The organism is Vagococcus allomyrinae (assembly GCF_017829975.1).
Lineage (GTDB): Bacteria > Bacillota > Bacilli > Lactobacillales > Vagococcaceae > Vagococcus_D > Vagococcus_D allomyrinae.
Genome location: NZ_JAEEGA010000025.1, coordinates 18379 through 36365 on the forward strand (window position 1 = coordinate 18379; position 17987 = coordinate 36365).

Sequence of the window (17987 nt, forward strand, 5' to 3'; positions counted from 1 at the left end):
CTTTTACTTATGGGTCCGGTGTCCACTATCGCTAAGTGCATAAAGCACTAAGCATAGGGGCCCTCCTTTTACTTATGGGTCCGGTGTCCACTATCGCTAAGTGCATAAAGCACTAAGCATAGGGGCCCTTTTACGATTTACTTAACTGAGCCAATCATTCCTTGTACAAATTGTTTTTGCATCATAAAGAACAGGATTGCTGTTGGTAATGTTGAGAGGACAATGCCACACATCATCATGCCATAATCTGGTGTATAAGATGCCCCCATTGCTGATAAGATTAAGGGTAAGGTGCGCTTTTCAGGTGACTGTAATGCGACCAATGGCCAAAGATAACTGTTCCATGAGCTCATGAAAGTAATAATGGCCGCTGCAGCGTATGTGTTTTTATTGATGGGTACAAAGATCCGCAAAAAGATGGTCAATTCTGTTAGTCCATCAATCCGAGCCGCCTCAACTAATTCCTTTGGAAAGGACTTGATGTTTTGTCTAAAGAAGAAAATCAAAAACGCGGTGGCCACGGCAGGAATAATCACTGAAAAATATGAGTTTAATCCCAGTCCTTTAAAACCAGCTGCGTTCATTTTACCAAACATCCGATACAAAGGGATCATCAAAGCCGAAAATGGCACCATCATCGATAATAAGATGACATTAAAAATTCGATCTGAGACTTTACTTCTGTATATCTCAAATCCGTAACCTGCCAATGATGAGATAACCAAAGCCAAAACGGTTGTCACAATGGCGATCACCAAAGAATTCAGAAATGCCCCTTTAAAATTCAGAGTGTTCTCAAAAAGATTTTTCATATTAGTTAGCAATTCTGAGCCAATTTGCAATTTCCCAGAACTTACGTCAATCGATTTATTCGTCATCCCCAATATCATAAAAACAAAGGGGAAAATAGAAATAAATGCCGCCACCGATAAAAAGAGGTATTTAAATATGTTACCAGCTTTTCTACTCATCTTTATCTCCTCCTAATTTCATTTGAACCATTGTTAAGATCACAATCGCAATCACGATCACAAAAGACACTGCCGCGGCATAACCAAAGTTAGGGGTGAACTTATAACTCAAATTATAAATATATTGCGAAAGCGTCATCGTGGCATTAGCCGGACCCCCACCGGTAATATTATTGACTTCATCAAAGAGTTGCAAAGTACCGATAGTTGAGGTAATGGTTGTAAATAAAATAATGGGTTTTAACATCGGCATCGTAATTCTAAAAAACTTCTGGAATTCATTGGTTCCATCAATTTCTGCTGCTTCATAGATCGACGGATCAATATTTTGTAAACCGGAAAGAAAGAAGATCATATTATAGCCTGTCCAGCGCCACGTAATAGAAATGATGATTAACACTTTCGCCCAAATGGGATGGGTTAACCACTGAATCGGTTCACCAATTAAGTGAAGATTCATCAGTATTGTGTTAACTAGCCCGCTTTCTTGAAACAAGGTTTTCATGATCAATGAATAGGAAACCAAGGCGGTAATACAAGGTAAAAAAATGGCAATCCTGAAAAATGACTTAAATTTCAAATCTTTTTGATTTAAAAATACGGAAATAATCATCGATAGAATGATCATAATGGGAACTTGCACTGCTAAATATAGCAGCGTGTTCAACGCGGCTTTTTTAAAGGTGGCATCGCTCAACATCCGCTGATAATTTGCTAAACCATCAAACTTCATGGCCATCGGTGTCCCGGTTTGAAAAGACATAATCAAGGCTTGAACCATTGGCACAAACACTAAAATAACAATCAGAACCACTGCTAAAATCGTAAAACGGTACCCGATTAATGACTCTTTCTTTTTCTTCATTTTGACGCCTCCCAGATAGATTCCAAAACTTTCAGATAGTTCTTCCTATATAGTTCCCATTAAATAATCACCCTTTAACCGTTAAACTTTCAGCCAGAAAAAAGCTGAAAGTACCACTCTTGGCGGATGATTATACGAATTATCCAATGGAACTATATGTTTGATTATTTAACATGATGTATATATTTATTGTTCGAAGCTCTTAAGGGAGAATTGGCAAACCGAAACTATGAGAGTTTTCATGCCTTCGGTTTATCTACTCTCCCGTAAGCGGAGCAAACTATTTAATGTAAGAAAAGCTCAAGTCACTCTGATGTCGAGTTCACATTGAGCTTTTCACACCAGACAGTCATCAACTAGTCTGAACATCCAGTTTCATTTGATGACTGACTTTATCCTTAATTAATTTTGGATCGCTGCTTCAATTTGTTTCTGTGCATCCTCTAACGTTTTGTCAATGTCAGCGCCGCCAATAATTTTTTGGACATACTCAGTGAAGATATTTTCAATGGCGTATGTGTGTAACCCGTAATTAACTGCTGGCACTTCCGCTGACCAATTGGAAAAGTTCTCAAAAATTTTCTCATTGCTGAAAAACTCGCTTTCAGCTTTATAGCTTTCGCCATCTCTTGCTGCGTTTAAGGTACTAACTAAGCCAATTTCAGTTGCCAAGGTATTCATTAAATCTACATCTGTCGCGAAAGTTTCCGCTAAGAATTCTTTTGCCAAATCGGTATTGCCAACATCTTTCAAGACATACCAGCTAGCGCCACCAATACTTGATGCGTTAATCGATTTAGAGACATTTCCTAAGCGAGGAATCTCTGCAATCGCCCATTTGCCACTTTGATCTTCTGCGCCCATAATAGTACCAGCATACCAGGCCCCAGTTGGAGAAGAAGCAACAGCTCCTGAGTTGACAGCATTAACACCGGAATCCCAATCGGAGATTTGAGTAACCGCCTCGGTTTTCATCAAATCAACATAAACTTTTAACGCTTCTTTTAGGACATCGTTATCTTTAATATTCAAGGTTTCCCCATCCTCATTTAAGTACCAAGAACCAGCGGACTGCATCATGATTCTCAATGTTCCTAAATCACTTGGATCTAAAGCGATCATGTTTTTACCAGTTTTGCTTTTTACCTCTTTTGCAATCTTAATATATTCTTCCCAAGTCAACTCTTTCATATCCGCGGCTTGATAACCGGCTTCCTCTAAATAATCCGTCCGGTAAAACAAACCTGCAACGCCTGAATCGAAAGGCACACTATAGATTTCATCGCCGACTTTATTTACCGCGAATTTATATTCAGAAAAATCAGCCTCTTTGACAATGTCCGTTAAAGGTGTAAAGGAATCAGGAAATGAGGTCAAATACCCTTGAATTCGGTAATCTTCGATCAGAACAATCTCCGGCAAACCATCTAAATTGCCTGATGATAAACTGGTATTTAATTTTTGGACAATATCATCTTGTGCCATCGTGACCACTTCCACGTCTAAATCACTAACATCTGCTTTTTTCTCATAAGCTTTAACCGCCTCGTTTACTGCTTTAATGTTAAAAGATTCATCCCAAGCCCAAACAGTTATTTTATTGTCTTTCTCAGATTTGGTCGCTTCATCTTTACTGGAACATCCAGCGATCAATAAAACGCTTGCGATAATGGCTAACAAAATTTTTACTTTTTTCATATCCATTCCCCTTGTCTCTTTTTTATTTTTTGACACCCTCAATATACCCAGTTTAGAAAACGATTACAACCATTCTCGCTGATCCTCTGTAATAATTACAAAAATCTGTAATTTTTACTGTTTTATCAAAATTCAGCAATCAAAACCTGTGATATAATAGTGGCATATTCTTGTTAAATCGCGTTAATGGCCAGCGATAATAGACATGGAATCACTTATGAAATGGAGGGCCACTATGCTTAATGCTTCAGTATTTAGCGATAGTGGACACTACACAAAGTTTCGATCTCATCAAATGCTAAACGCTCTTCGATGTCCCTTATTTCTAAGCCAATAAATTGGCAAGAATAACGGCTAAAGCGTAAAGCTTTGAAGGCCGGACCTAAAGTAAAAGGAGGATACCCCATTGCAATCAAATAAATTAATTCGCGTAATTCTCGTTGATGATGAGGAGTATTTATTAAAAGGACTAAAAAATATTATACCTTGGCAGGAACTTGGTTTTGTAATTTCTGGTGTTTTTTCTTCCGGTGAGGAAGCGCTTCTTTTTTTAGCTAACCAGACTGTTGATGTGGTCATAACCGATATTATCATGCCAACGATGACAGGTATTGAATTAACCAAGATTATTTCAACACGCTATCCCCAAGTTACAACCTTAGTTTTAAGTAGTTCCAATGAATTCGAACATGTGAAAGAAGCCTTGCGCAGTGGCGCTAAAGATTACATATTGAAGCCAACCGTCAATCACTTTTCTATGAAAGAATTCTTGGAAAAAAACATTCCTGACAGTCTAGCCTTACAAACGAAACAACCGGCTACGGTTCTGAATGCTGAAGATTTTTCAGTTATCAATGCTCTACCTTTTTCTCGAGCATTTTTCTACGGAATTTTGTTATTAAAACAAGCAGATTTCCCTATCCACGGCATTGTCCAACAGATTCAGCAGCATAATCAACTTACTAACTGTCATTTATTCACTCAAGATAACAGTCACCTTTTAATTATCAACACTGATGAAGAGTTAGAGCTGCGGACACTGATTGATGAATTGAGTGAAAAAGCCATTATCTTCCCTTTAACAACTACCATTGAAGATATTTTACCGGCCCTTGACCAATTGACTAATCTAAAAACTGAATGGCAGTTTTATCAAAATCAGGAAGTCCTTTTATGGGATTACGCTTGGAATGATCACACCCTTGATGGCATGACAAAAAAGAATAGTACGTTACAAAAATACATTCAACACAAACAATGGGATTCTTTTGAAAAATGGTTTAATATTTATTTTGTCCAATCCCCTTTTTTTATTCCGCGAGAAGATATTATTTCCATTTACTTAAATCTGGCCCTATCCTTATATCAACAAGCAGCCAGCGATGGTCAAACTTTAGCCGAAACCAAAATTTCTCTGTTAAAGTCCATCACGGGGAAAAAAAGTCTAGCGGAATTAAATCAAGAAATTAGTGACATTTTAACCTTCATTCAACGATCAAAAGAATCATCTGATATCGATCGACAGATCTTGGACTACATTCAAGATAATTATCACTTAAAGATCAATTTGAATGATGTTGCGGAACACTTTCACTTTAACTACAACTATCTTTCTAATTATTTTACTTCTGTCATAGGGACTAACTTTTCAGATTATATCAATCGCATTCGGATCGAAAAAGCTAAGGAATTATTGCGTCAAGAAAAAGAATCCATCAATGACATCGCAGAAGAAATTGGTTTTTCTGACGTCGGCTATTTTTCAAAAGTTTTCAAAAAAGCAGTTGGCTTAACTCCTTCAAAGTACAGGAGGAGTGTTGAGCGTGTTTAAAAAAATTAAAGAACAGTTTTTTTCACGAGAGCTCTATTATGAGCTGTTGATGATCATCATTATCAGTTTAACCTGCTTAGGTGTTCTCACAGCTAATATCGCAGTCAAACGTTCGGAATCAAGTTATATTAACTCTTATGTTGAGTCCAATCAATTAATTCTCGAGCGAGCGTCCATTGAATTTGAAAATTTAAATAATTCAATCAATAACATGCTTTCCAGTATCCGAACCAGCAATGCCACTAAAAACTACTTCACACAATTTCGCACCACTCAAGAAGAGTATCAAGACATTGTCGCCTTAAGACACTTCTTGGATGAAACCAAAACCACTTTATACGACGGGATTAACTACAACCTAATCCTAATCGGTTTAAATGACAACACGTATTACAATCAAAGCACTCGCGTGTATTCTCATGAAGAGTTGGTAAACAAGGAATTCATCAAAAAAATCAATGCCGACCCTGAACATCTTCAAACCTTTTTCTTATCTAGTGGGTTGACCGCTTTAACTCGCGGAAAGCCCATTCATCTCTTCGTCACGGCCGTCTTAAACGACCAACAAAAGATTTTAGGCTATGCTTTTATTGAAATTACCGAAGCCGATTTTAGCTCCCTATATAGCGATATCATCGCAACAAATGTCAACACAATCAAAATAGTCACGACTGATAATAAGATTATCTCGTCAAACGTTCCCGCCCTATTGGGTACCCACTACAGTGAAGAAGAGCAGACAGCTCGAGCAATTGGACAGGAAACACCGATTCAAACACTTGATCTTCGGTTAATTAGTACGATCGATAAACAAGCCTTGGGAAAGCAAATGAACGTCTGGCCCCCGGTTCTAACTGTCTTAATTCTCGTAATTGCCATCATTTCTCTGGTTTTATCGGCATATATTAGACATATCTTACAACCCATTTACAAATTAATTGGCTTAACGCCTAAAATTATCGAAGGTGATTTTAACCAACCTTTGGAAATTACCGGAACTAAAGAGATTAAAGAATTAGTAACATCTTATAATCACATGCAACAGGGGTTAAATCTTTTCGTTCAACAATTGATTAAGGCTGAAAACGACAAAAAAGAAGCGGAAATCGGTGCTCTCCAGCTCCAAATCAAACCCCACTTCATCTACAATACGTTAACGAGCATTAAATTTTTAATTTTACAACATCAAAATGACTTGGCAGCGGAAACCATTGAAGCTTTTTCAAAACTGCTTGAATACAGTATTTATAATGATCAGGAGATGATCACTCTCAAAGAAGAAATTACCTTAAGTCAACAATTTGCCAAAATTTTACAAACCAGATATGGCGACCGCATCCAATTACTCTCGATGGTTTTCCCAGAGTTTAATGACATACTAATCCCTAAACTGGTTCTTCAACCCTTTATCGAGAACGCCTTTATCCACGGTTTCCCTAACAATATGTCTGGTACAATTGTCATTGATGCGTCAGTGGTTAACAATTATTTAGAAATAGAAATTATTGATACTGGTGTGGGTTTTGCTAATTCAGAAGATAACTCTGATAAAACTTTTTCTGGCATTGGCATCCACAATATCAATCAACGACTGAGTTTGATTTATCAGGAGGACTACAATTTATCTGTTAACACCATGGAATCAAACGGCACTCTGATCACCTTAAGAATTCCCATCAAAAAAACCGAAGATAGCTAACTTCGGTTTTTTTGAGCAGAAGAACTCCCCCACGTCCTACTCTTCCTTAAGAGATAATTCAAATACTCTTCCTTGCCGCTCAAATAAGCCATTGTCACTTAAACTGCTGTACTCGCCAATTTGCTTGCCTAAACGTTGATACAAAGAAAAGACCTGGGGATGAGAGGATTTAATATAGGCTTTACTCAGCCCTTCGTTTTGATAGTACTTCAAAATAATCTCTTTTAACCAAAATTGGCCGTTCCCTCGACCTTCTGGTGCAATATGAAAATAATTCAGCATAACTACTTCTTTACCCTTTGGCTCCAGTAGTGCCACTTCTTGAAAAAATAAGCGATAATCTAGCTCTCCTCGGGTCCCGAGTAGCACACCGATTATTTGTTGGTTTTGGCGAATAAAATGAAAGTCAGTCACCATCGTTTGAGTTTCCCTAATACTCTCAATGAGCTGAGTACAATGAAAGACTTCGTCATAATCATCCCACTTAGTTTCTGCTTTTAAAAGGACATTTTTAATAATTGGTGCTATATAGTTCCTATTAAATAATCCTTCTTTACCGTTAAACTTCCAGCTAGAAAAAAGCTGAAAGTATCACTCTTGACGAATGATTATGCGAATTATCCAATGGAACTATATGTCTGATTATTTAACACAATGTATATAGTAACTTACCGCTAAACTCCGTCGTAACACCAAATTCTAAGTCATCTTTTTTCAATAAGGTGATTTCCATAGTTCCTCCTTTTAAAATGCCTGTTATTCAATCAAAACCTCCAGTGAGAACTGGAGGTTTGCTCTTCGGCTGGAAGCCTCTTTTACCGGCCACGGCCTAAAAGGCCTCCTGAGCGGGTCTCCTTCACGCACCACTTTTTCTCACTGATTCTAAAAGAATCTCATTCTTTTTTATTTTTTGCTATTTTTATTGCCTGTAAACGGATCATATTCCTCAAATAACGTCAGCTGATCTGCTACGTGATCTTCTTGTACTTGATTACGAATATATTCTTCTATTTGTTTTTTGTTGCGGCCAACGGTATCGACATAATAGCCACGACACCAAAACTTACGATTACCATAGCGGTACTTTAAATTCGCATGTCTATCGAAAATCATTAAACTACTTTTTCCTTTTAAGTCACCTATAAAGCCCGATACACTTAACTTTGGTGGAATACTTACTAGTAAATGAATGTGATCTCGACAGGCATTTGCTTCGAGTATTTCAACGCCTTTTCTTTCACATAAAAGTCGAATGATTTCTCCGATGCTTTTCTTGTACTTGCCATAAATGATCTGGCGACGGTATTTAGGCGCAAAAACGATATGATACTTACATTTCCATACGGTGTGTGATAAACTTTGATTGTCCTTTTTCATAAAGGGACCTCCTTTAATGTTAATGATACGGTCGGGAAACCAATATCAGTTTAACATTTTAGGAGGCTTTTTTTATACCTCGCTGGAAGCTCTAAGGAACCACCCGCATAGCAGGTGGTTTTCAAAACATATAAAAAAAGTTCCATTGCTCACGCATTGAGACACCTACTGCCAGTTCATTGTCACATCGCCTGATTGATTTGAGACACTTCAAGCTCTGTCATCAAGCTCTCCAGTGCTAACACTGCTGGGTGATCGCTGGAATTAAGTCGTTTTAATTGGTGGACATACTGTTGAACTTTTTCCAATAATTCACTGTTAAATAATTTGATTGAAACAAAGTTGTGGCTTCCTCTAGGATATGTTGGTCTTGCTAATTCCTCACATCTAACAGCTTCTTGACCGTAGAGGTGACCTGAGTGGACTTCACAGATAGAAATAACTTCCGAGTCTAGTTTTCTCAATTCAATCCAAGCACTCAGAACATCTGGATCTTTAACAAATACAGGTGACTGTTCTTTCAGCAAGGTGGCCGCTTCCAATAAATCATGAAACCACTGATAAACCGATACGGAAAAAACCTCTAATTCATGTTGTAAAAACACCCCGTATTCAGATTGATTAAAAATCAACTGAAAATAACCAGATTCTCCTTTAAATTTTTCCTGATCTTGATTAAACAATTTGTAATTAATATGAAACATCTTAACGCCTCCCTTGTATGACTAACTATCTCAGTTAAAAAAACAGATCAGCCTTTCTGAACGATCAAAAGACGTGATCTACATTTTCTATTATAGCAAATATAAGGGAGGTTTATTAAACGAATGTCATATTTTATAAAAAAATATTTAGGTCGCATTCACAGTCGTTCACACTTTATGTCAACTCACCGCCATGAAAAAACAATTCAAAGACTTTTTCTTGTTCGTAAAAGATCACTTCACTGCCTTGAAACCACTTAAAATCACCTTGATTTTGACATTGGTAATAGTATTTCCCTTGGTGATAGTGATTAGGTCCTCTGAAGGGTCGATTACTAGGGACTTGACCTAAAGCTTCTTTTAAAAATGAGGACGAAAAACGCTGGCTTAAGACGTTGCCAGCATAGGACAAGGACCAAATTGGTTGCTGTTGATGATAAACCACTTCTTCTCCCACAAATAGTTCATTTCCAAGATAACTATCGTGGTAACTATAGTCGTCTAATTGATAACGGTAGTCCTTTGACCCTTGCCGTAGAGTTAAGCTTTCTGGTTGCCCATTGACCGCATATGTCTGTAATTTAGCTGAATGAACAAAGGCTTGGCAAAGATCCATGTCTTGTTTATCAGCTAGCTCTTGACCACCACAAGCTTCTTCTTTCACTAAGGAATCAATCGTCACCTTAAACAGCTCACTCATTTTGATCAAGTTTAATATATCTGGAAAAACAAACCCGCTTTCCCATTTAGTTACAGCTTGTCTCGTCACGTCCAACTTTTCGGCCAACTCCTCTTGGGATATGCCAGTTGCTTTTCTTAAGCTCCTTATTTTCTCATTAAACATTGACTGCCTCCTTGTGCGATATTGGTGTTCTTTGTTGATTTAAGTGTAGATGATCCCCGGGAGTTAAACAAGCACTTGTCAGCGTCATTTTTGACACCTTGTCTTTGCAGATCTCTTAGTTTGGTTTAGCCATGGACATCCGTCATTGCGGTAAGCACAAAAAGAGTGAGAAATATTCTCACTCCATTCACCACTAGTTCCGATTCAATAATCACTACGCAAAGCTGCGATCTCAACAAATTCAAAGTGAAGACGATCAGTCCTTATGTCGACAAGCCAAGGGAACAATCTGTTCGGATTATGTTACGGGAGGGATCTATTTATAATAATTTAACCAAATGGTCTCTTAATTGCTGATTGTCTTCTTTGTGACCAATGGTAATCCGTAACCAGCCTGTTCGCAAACCAGCTCTGATGATAAAGCCATCTTCTAGCAATTTTTTAGCAATTAACTGACTATCTTGTTGGGTGTCAAAAAAGATAAAATTGGCCTGTGAGTGATAATAAGGCAACCCTTGTTCCAACATAAACGATTCCCATTTGGCCAATTCAACTTGATTAACCGCCACGGTTTGCTCAATAAATCCCTGATCCTCTAAGGCGACAACTGCTCCTCGTTGAGCTAAACTACTCGTATTAAAAGGCGGTCTAACGATCTCAAAGGCTCGATTTAAAGCCTCGGGTATCATCGCATAACCAATTCGTAAGCCAGCTAATCCGTAGGCTTTCGAAAAGGTGCGCATGACCAATAAGTTAGAATAAGTTGACAATAAGGGCAAGCTACTGCTTTCTTTTTCGATTGTCACGTACTCTTGGTAAGCTTCATCACTGATAACTAGAATATCTTCAGGAACTCTTGCGATAAAATTGGCAATTTCTTTCTGAGGCAGATACGTCCCTGTCGGATTATTAGGATTGCACAACCAAATAATTTTGGTCCGCTCGCTAATGGCCGTCAGCATGCCAGTCAAGTCCATCTGCCCCTTGTCATCAACTGGTACTTTGATAACCTTGGCGCCTTCGATCACTGCATGTAGCTCGTATTGAGAAAAGGTCGGATCTGCAACAATGATCTCATCACCTGAATTAAGCAGAGAGCGGGAAATAATTTGAATCACATCATCTAAACCAGCGCCGATCAACAACTGACTTTCCTTAACACCGTGAAATTCGACTAATTTAGCTTTTAATTCCTTAGCGCCACCATCTGGATAGTATTCTAAATCTGTTAGCGCGTCTTTTAACGCGGCCTGAACCTTCTGGGACGAGCCAAAAGGATTTTCATTTGACGCCAGCTTCACCACTTTGGCAATCCCGTATTCTGCTTGGACCTCAGCCATTGGCTTACCTGGAACATAAGGGCTTAAACTAGCCAGTGTCGCTTTTTCTTTCATGCCTTTGCTCCTCTCTATAACTCCGTAATTTCAGCTCGATCTTGCGTTTTGCTTATCTTGCCTTGACGGCTTGTTAATTCAACTTCAAGCTCACTTAAGCTAATCCCTTGCTCAACTAATAAAACCGTCAAATGATACACTAAATCGGCGCTCTCAGCAATTAATTCTTCCCGATTGCGATTTTTGGCCGCAATCACCACTTCCGTCGCCTCTTCGCCAACTTTTTTCAAGATTTTATCCAGACCTTTAGAAAATAAATAAGTCGTGTAAGAGCCTTCTTTAGGCGTCTTTTGTCGCATGACAATCTCATGATACAGTTCATTTATACTATTCATGACCCTCAACCTCCCTGATTTTCTGAACAAAACAACTACGGGCCCCAGTATGACAAGCAACACCCTTTTGATCAACCGCAATCAACAAGGTATCTCGATCACAATCCAGTTGAATTCGCTTGACTGTTTGAATATGGCCACTAGTAGCCCCTTTATGCCACAGTTCCTGACGAGAACGGGAATAAAACCAAGTTTCATTGGTTGCCAGTGTTTGCTGGTAACTTTCTTCGTTCATATAAGCTAGCATCAGCACATCTTTTGTTTGCTCATCGACAATGATGGCTGGGACTAAGCCTTTGGAAAAATCTGGTGTTACCATCGAACCGCCACCCCTTCTGTTTTTAATTCTCGCTTAATATCCGCGATTGCCAACTCGCCATAATGAAAAATAGAGGCTGCTAGTGCCGCAGAGGCCTCTGTTTGCTGAAAGACGTCAATCATATGCTGAGCGTTGCCGCAGCCACCTGAGGCAATCACAGGCACCGTAACCGCCTCTGCCACCGCCTTGGTTAAGACCAAATCATAACCGTCCTTGGTTCCGTCACCATCCATACTAGTCAATAAAATTTCACCTGCGCCCAAAGCCACTGCTTGTTTTGCCCAAGCAATGACGTCTAAGCCTGTATCAACACGCCCGCCGTGACTAAAGACGTGCCAGCTTTGACTAGCGACATCATATTTGCTGTCGATGGCCACGACGATACACTGATTGCCAAATTTTTCGGCCCCTTCTTGAATCAACGCCGGGCGCTTCAAGGCCGCCGAGTTTAAGGAAATTTTATCCGCCCCTGCCCGTAACAAAGCTTGCATATCATCAACAGATTGGATACCACCACCAACAGTCAGCGGGATAAAAACTTCAGCCGCCGTTTCCCGAACCACTTCCACCATGGTTTTTCGTTCTTCAACCGTCGCTGTAATATCTAAAAACACTAATTCATCGGCCCCCGCTTCTGAATAAGCTTTGGCAATTTCAACGGGGTTACCAATATCTTGTAAATCAACAAAATTAACGCCTTTGACCACACGACCAGCTGTCACATCCAAGCAAGGAATAATCCGTTTCGTTAACATTATTCTCCCACCTCCACCACATCTGTCATCGTCAGATTGCCATTGTATAAGGCTTTTCCGGAAATCACGCCCGCTACCCCCAGCGCCTTAACCGCTTCTAGATCCGCTCGTGAGCTAATGCCCCCTGAGGCAATCAGCTTTAACTGTGGCACCTTTTCCGCTAGCGCCCCAAGCTGTTCCAAATTTGGCCCTAATAAAGTACCATCTTTGGCAATATCTGTAAAAATAACTGTTTCAACCCCGAGTTTTGCCATTTCAGTTGCGACGCTTAGATAATCCTGTTCAGAGACATCCAGCCAGCCGCGAGTGGCAACTAGCCCCTCTTTGGCATCAATTCCCACAGCAATTTTATCCCCATATTGGCGGACCGCTGCTGCCACAAACGCTGGGTCTTCTACAGCCTTTGAGCCGATAATAACCCGCGAAACCCCACTTTCCAAATAGGTCGCAATCTGCTCCAACGAACGAATGCCACCGCCAACTTGAATCGGAATCTCAACCACGGTTAAGATCCCTTGAATCACCTTCAAATTGGTTAAATCACCAGTTAAGGCTCCATCTAAATCCACGATATGTAACGCCTTTGCCCCAGCCTCAGCAAATGCTTTGGCCTGTTTTAAAGGGTCGGGATTAACGACTGTCTCTTGAGCAAAATCACCTTGATATAAGCGGACACATTGTCCATTTTTTAAGTCTATTGCCGGATATACGATCATGCTTCCACCACTTTCTTAAAGCCACTTAATAATGCCAGACCAACCTCACCACTTTTTTCAGGGTGAAATTGCATTCCGTAAACATGGTTGTTTTTAACAATCCCAGGCACATTAACACCATAATCACTTGAACTTAACACGTACTCATTTGGGCAATCCACATAATAGGAATGAACATAATAAACAAACTCATCTTCCACCCCAGCAACTAGCGAATCCGCCCTTGTCACTTGTAGTGAATTCCACCCCATATGGGGAATTCGCAAAGCTAATTCCCTTGGAAAGGGAAGCACCTTCCCCGGAATCAAGCCTAAACCAGCCGTCTCACCGTATTCGAGACTGTAATCAAAGAGTAATTGCATTCCCAGACAGATTCCTAAAAGGGGTGTGCCATTGGCCACGGCCTCACGAATAGGCCCAACTAACCCGCGCTCTTTTAAGGCTTCCATCGCTTTAGGAAAGGCACCAACCCCTGGTAAAACAAGCCCCTTTGCTTGCAAAATATCACTTGCTTGATCGGAAATCAGAGTCGGCATCCCAATTTTTTCAAAGGCCATGCTTAAACTACGGGTATTGCCAGTATCATAATCAACAATGACCATCATTTACAACACTCCCTTAGTTGAGTTGACCCCTTTAATATTAGGATTAACTTCAATCGCTTGACGCAATGCCCGGCCAAAAGCTTTAAACAAAGCCTCGATTTTATGGTGAGTGTTTTTACCGTACAACACCTTCATATGCAAATTCATCTCTGCATTAAAGGCGACTGCTTGAAAAAATTCCTCTACTAATTCGGTATCAAAGTCACCTAATTTTGGGTTATCAAATTCCGCATCAAAAACCAAATACGAACGCCCGCTTAAATCCAAAGCAACAAACCCTAAACTTTCATCCATCGGCACGTATTCATTGCCGTATCGGTTAATGCCAGACTTATCTCCTAAGGCTTCTTTCAAACATTTGCCAAGTACGATGCCAATATCTTCTGCTGTATGATGACCATCGACTTCCAAGTCTCCATTGGCCTGACAGCTAAAACTAATCCGACTGTGTCGGGCAAATAAAGTCAACATGTGATCCAAAAAACCAATGCCGGTGGCAATTTCACAAACAGGATCGGCCTCGTCTAATGCTAAATAAAGGGTGATGGCTGTCTCTGCCGTCGTTCTGACTAATGATCCTTCTCTCATTTTTTCTCCTCCTCAAATCTCACTTGAATCGCCCGAGCGTGAGCCTCAAGCCCCTCTTCACGGGCTAAGATCATCACCTCTGTTTTTTCTGCCGCCAACGCTTCTTTCGTATAAGAAATAAAAGCCGTTCGTTTGACAAAATCCTCCACGCCGAGAGGAGAAAAGAAACGGGCGGTTCCACTTGTTGGCAACACGTGATTAGGCCCAGCTAAATAATCCCCTAAAGGTTCCGAAGCATAGGCGCCTAAAAATACAGAGCCTGCATGTTTCACCCGACTAAGATGAGCTAGCGGATCTGCCAATTGGATTTCCAGATGCTCCGGTGCAATCTGATTCATTAAGGCAAATTGACTGGTCACATCTTCCACAACGAAGATAGCTCCGTGATTGTCAAGAGCTTCACGAGCAATTGCCCCTCGAGGTAACGTCACTAACTGGCTCTCTAGCTCTTCATTAACTTTTTCTGCTATCAATTGACTGGTGGTAATTAAAATGGCTCGGGCCAACACGTCATGCTCTGCTTGAGACAGCAAGTCTGCTGCGATAAAGGCTGGATTGGCTGCCTCATCGGCCAGCACGACTACCTCTGAAGGTCCTGCGATCATGTCGATTGCCACTGTTCCAAATAAAATTTTCTTAGCCGTTGCCACATAAACATTACCTGGTCCGACTATTTTGTCGACTTTCGGAATTGTTTCTGTCCCAAAAGCTAAAGCGGCAATTCCTTGGGCGCCACCCACTTGGTAAATTTCCTCGATGCCACAGATCTTAGCAGCGGCTAAAAGCCCTGGCGGCAAGCCTTCTGGTGAAGCCGGCGTCACCATGACAATCCGTTTGACGCCGGCAATTTTGGCGGGCAGAGCATTCATTAGCACAGAAGAAGGATAGCGGGCAGTGCCACCAGGGACATAAATTCCCACTGTTTCAATGGGTAAAACTAATTGCCCACGAATGACACCAGCTTTTTCAGCATCCACAAACCCGCTCTGTTTTTGTTTTAGATGAAATGAGGTAATATTGGCTTTGGCCGCTTCTAGGGCCTGAACCACTTCAGGGGCTGTTTCTTGATAACCTCGCTCGATTTCCGTTAGATCCAATTTAAGTTTAGCCAAGGCCACCTGATCAAACTGCTCCGTATAGCTAAATAACGCCTGATCCCCTTTCGCTTTGACCTCAGCAATAATCGCTTTGACACGTTCTTCAATAACGGCATCGTCCTGACTGTCAGTTTGACGAGCCAGATGAGCGCTAAGCTCCATCAAACTTCCACTGATAATCTTCATCTAGACCCCTACTTTCTTTTGTTGAATATGGGCTTCCAGCTGATCCACTAACTGGCACACCGCTTGCTTATTTCGCTTGAGAGAGACTCGATTAACAATTAAGCGCGTTGAAATGGGCATCATTTCTTCAAAGATAATCAAGCCATTTTCCCTTAAGGTATCGCCCGTCTCAACAATGTCGACAATGGCATCGGCTAACCCTAGTAAAGGCGCAATTTCGACGGAACCTTCTATTTTGATGATTTCAATGTCTTCACCTTTCTCTTGAAAATAACGCGCTGCTGTGTTGGGGTATTTGGTGGCAATAATCTTGCGCCGGTAATCCGTTGTTTCATAAGAAGGGGTGGAGGCGACGCAAAACTGACACTTCCCTATTTCTAAGTCCAGCATCTCATAATGCTCATTTTCATCTTCATAAAGAACGTCACTGCCGACAATCCCAATATCAGCCACGCCTTGTTGGACATAAGTCAACACATCGACAGCTTTGACTAAAATAAATTCATAATCATCATAGGGACTTTCAAAAACCAATTTACGTTTTTTGTGACGTAAAAAGTCACAGTTAATGCCGATTTCTTCTAATAAATCAATGGTTTTTTGCTCAATACGGCCTTTTGTTAAGGCGATCTTTAATTTAGGCATCGCTTCCTCCTCCTTCCATCACCTGTTCTATTACACCAGCTTGACTCACACAGAGGACTCGGGGAATATGCCACTGCCGCGCGTGATTTACGGTCTCTTCCAACTCTTGATGTAAGCTCAAACTACTATCAGGTTCTTTGGCAAGTAAAGCCTCTGCTACCTGTAAACAATCATCTTCAAAATGAATTAACGTTTGGGTGCCGCGCGGCTTACGCAGCTCTCCTTTTCGTTCTTTGATATAGATGATCCGATCCAAATAAAACACCAGACCAACCGCTGGCACCGGATCGACTGAAAATTCGGTCAATAAATTGTCATAACGGCCACCACTTAAAAAGGCATCTGGTGACTGATCGGTATACCCTTTAAACGTTATCCCTGTGTAGTATTGAAACGCCTGAACTAACCCGATATCAACAGTTAATGGCTGTTCTGGGTACAATTGTTTTACACGTTTAATCAACGTTTCAAGCTCTTTAACGACAGCTAAAATAGTGCCGTGGGTCGTCAGACTTGTCACTTCCTTTAGCATTTCTTCATCACCAAAAAGTCGCGGCAATCTAGATACTAGCGGATATAGCTCATGTTCTTGGTAATCAATTAAGAAGGTTTGCATGCCTGGTGAATTTTTACTTTGCAATAACCATTTAAACTGCTCTGCCTCTTTGCCCCTTAAGGCTAATTCAGCCATGATCGTTTTAAAAATCGCCCCATGGCCTAATTCAATTTGAAAATCTGTCAAGCCACTTTTTTGTGACACCTCAATGGCATTTACTAGACATTCTGTTTCGGCTTTCAAAGAATCGTACCCGATTAATTCCATACCAGCTTGCAGCTGCTCATTGTATTCCCCTGAGTGGCCTTTATTGACGCGGAATACTTTGCCACTGTAAAAAAGTTGAACTGGTGGTATCACCCCTGTGGTACTGATTACTCTGCCAATTGGTAAGGTCATATCAGGTCGCAAGACAACAATTCGTCCTTGATCATCAAAAAAACGATACCGGGAAGTGGCTTTTTGAGCCATCCCATCAAACACCTCTTCAAACTCAATCAAGGGGGTTTCAATGCGTTGATAACCGCGCCTCTTAAAATGGTGATTAACCAAGGTTTCAAGTTGATGGCTTAAACTGGCCTCCTTAAATAATTTGTCTTTCGTGCCATTTGGTAAGCTACGATTCCATTTCATCATGTCACCCCTCATTAAACTTAGATTAAAAACATTTAAAATTAAAATGATAGAACTCACAGAATATTATGTCTATCCTAGCAATTATCACGACTAAAGTAAACTGTTTTGCGAATAAAAATTCAAATTTTGTTAATTTCCAGCATAATCTAACGACTTCTTACCAATT

At 40.4% G+C, this 17987-nt stretch carries 19 protein-coding genes; 2 read left to right on the forward strand and 17 right to left on the reverse strand.

The features are described from left to right. Window positions 1-137: 137 nt before the first annotated feature. The 3 genes from I6N95_RS25195 to I6N95_RS25205 all read right to left on the reverse strand — a co-directional run bounded on the left by I6N95_RS25195 (window position 138) and on the right by I6N95_RS25205 (window position 3534). Window positions 138-971: a carbohydrate ABC transporter permease gene (locus tag I6N95_RS25195; RefSeq protein WP_209532687.1), complete on the reverse strand. Its 834-nt coding sequence runs from the start codon at window positions 969-971 to the stop codon at window positions 138-140. Beyond that, window positions 964-1836, reverse strand: a complete 873-nt coding sequence (locus tag I6N95_RS25200; RefSeq protein WP_209532688.1) for a carbohydrate ABC transporter permease — start codon at window positions 1834-1836, stop codon at window positions 964-966. Before I6N95_RS25200 ends, I6N95_RS25195 begins: the two co-directional genes overlap by 8 nt. A 402-nt stretch (window positions 1837-2238) precedes the next feature. Further along, window positions 2239-3534, reverse strand: a complete 1296-nt coding sequence (locus I6N95_RS25205) for an ABC transporter substrate-binding protein (protein ID WP_209532689.1) — start codon at window positions 3532-3534, stop codon at window positions 2239-2241. Between the two features lie 406 nt (window positions 3535-3940). On the opposite strand from I6N95_RS25205, the gene I6N95_RS25210 reads away from it, so the two are divergent. Both I6N95_RS25210 and I6N95_RS27790 read left to right on the forward strand, forming a co-directional pair. Next, on the forward strand, window positions 3941-5365 hold the full coding sequence (locus I6N95_RS25210) for a response regulator transcription factor (RefSeq protein WP_209532690.1): 1425 nt from the start codon (window positions 3941-3943) through the stop codon (window positions 5363-5365). Further along, complete coding sequence (locus I6N95_RS27790) at window positions 5358-7064, forward strand: sensor histidine kinase (RefSeq protein WP_209532691.1); 1707 nt, start codon at window positions 5358-5360, stop codon at window positions 7062-7064. Before I6N95_RS25210 ends, I6N95_RS27790 begins: the two co-directional genes overlap by 8 nt. A 36-nt stretch (window positions 7065-7100) precedes the next feature. On the opposite strand, the gene I6N95_RS25220 is transcribed toward I6N95_RS27790, so the two are convergent. From I6N95_RS25220 to hisZ, 14 genes are all read right to left on the reverse strand, one after another. Further along, entirely contained in the window at window positions 7101-7481 is a 381-nt protein-coding gene (locus tag I6N95_RS25220) for a hypothetical protein (RefSeq protein ID WP_209532692.1), read from the reverse strand. Between the two features lie 486 nt (window positions 7482-7967). Then, on the reverse strand, window positions 7968-8441 hold the full coding sequence (gene tnpA / locus I6N95_RS25225) for an IS200/IS605 family transposase (RefSeq protein WP_209532693.1): 474 nt from the start codon (window positions 8439-8441) through the stop codon (window positions 7968-7970). A gap of 182 nt (window positions 8442-8623) precedes the next feature. Continuing rightward, the gene (locus I6N95_RS25230; RefSeq protein ID WP_209532695.1) at window positions 8624-9145 is read right to left on the reverse strand and encodes a hypothetical protein; all 522 of its coding nucleotides are present in this window, start codon (window positions 9143-9145) and stop codon (window positions 8624-8626) included. 175 nt (window positions 9146-9320) lie between these two features. After that, complete coding sequence (locus I6N95_RS25235) at window positions 9321-9989, reverse strand: DUF5680 domain-containing protein (protein WP_209532697.1); 669 nt, start codon at window positions 9987-9989, stop codon at window positions 9321-9323. A 320-nt stretch (window positions 9990-10309) separates the two neighbouring features. After that, window positions 10310-11383 (reverse strand): histidinol-phosphate transaminase, encoded by a 1074-nt coding sequence (gene hisC, locus I6N95_RS25240; RefSeq protein WP_209532699.1) that lies wholly within the window; start codon window positions 11381-11383, stop codon window positions 10310-10312. Between the two features lie 14 nt (window positions 11384-11397). Then, complete coding sequence (hisE, locus tag I6N95_RS25245; RefSeq protein ID WP_209532701.1) at window positions 11398-11718, reverse strand: phosphoribosyl-ATP diphosphatase; 321 nt, start codon at window positions 11716-11718, stop codon at window positions 11398-11400. Continuing rightward, window positions 11711-12037, reverse strand: a complete 327-nt coding sequence (hisI, locus tag I6N95_RS25250) for a phosphoribosyl-AMP cyclohydrolase (RefSeq protein WP_209532703.1) — start codon at window positions 12035-12037, stop codon at window positions 11711-11713. The genes hisE and hisI overlap by 8 nt, the downstream gene beginning before the upstream one ends. Continuing rightward, window positions 12031-12792, reverse strand: a complete 762-nt coding sequence (hisF, locus tag I6N95_RS25255) for an imidazole glycerol phosphate synthase subunit HisF (RefSeq protein ID WP_209532705.1) — start codon at window positions 12790-12792, stop codon at window positions 12031-12033. The genes hisI and hisF overlap by 7 nt, the downstream gene beginning before the upstream one ends. After that, window positions 12792-13508, reverse strand: coding sequence for a 1-(5-phosphoribosyl)-5-[(5-phosphoribosylamino)methylideneamino]imidazole-4-carboxamide isomerase (gene hisA / locus I6N95_RS25260; protein ID WP_209532707.1), 717 nt, complete (start codon window positions 13506-13508; stop codon window positions 12792-12794). The genes hisF and hisA overlap by 1 nt, the downstream gene beginning before the upstream one ends. After that, window positions 13505-14113, reverse strand: coding sequence for an imidazole glycerol phosphate synthase subunit HisH (gene hisH / locus I6N95_RS25265; RefSeq protein ID WP_209532709.1), 609 nt, complete (start codon window positions 14111-14113; stop codon window positions 13505-13507). Before hisH ends, hisA begins: the two co-directional genes overlap by 4 nt. After that, window positions 14114-14701, reverse strand: a complete 588-nt coding sequence (hisB, locus tag I6N95_RS25270) for an imidazoleglycerol-phosphate dehydratase HisB (RefSeq protein ID WP_209532712.1) — start codon at window positions 14699-14701, stop codon at window positions 14114-14116. After that, window positions 14698-15984: a histidinol dehydrogenase gene (hisD, locus tag I6N95_RS25275; protein WP_209532713.1), complete on the reverse strand. Its 1287-nt coding sequence runs from the start codon at window positions 15982-15984 to the stop codon at window positions 14698-14700. The genes hisB and hisD overlap by 4 nt, the downstream gene beginning before the upstream one ends. Further along, entirely contained in the window at window positions 15985-16629 is a 645-nt protein-coding gene (gene hisG, locus I6N95_RS25280; RefSeq protein ID WP_209532715.1) for an ATP phosphoribosyltransferase, read from the reverse strand. Next, window positions 16622-17818 carry an ATP phosphoribosyltransferase regulatory subunit gene (gene hisZ, locus I6N95_RS25285; RefSeq protein WP_209532717.1) on the reverse strand — a complete coding sequence of 399 codons (1197 nt, stop codon included), beginning with the start codon at window positions 17816-17818 and terminating at the stop codon, window positions 16622-16624. The genes hisG and hisZ overlap by 8 nt, the downstream gene beginning before the upstream one ends. Window positions 17819-17987 lie beyond the last annotated feature (169 nt).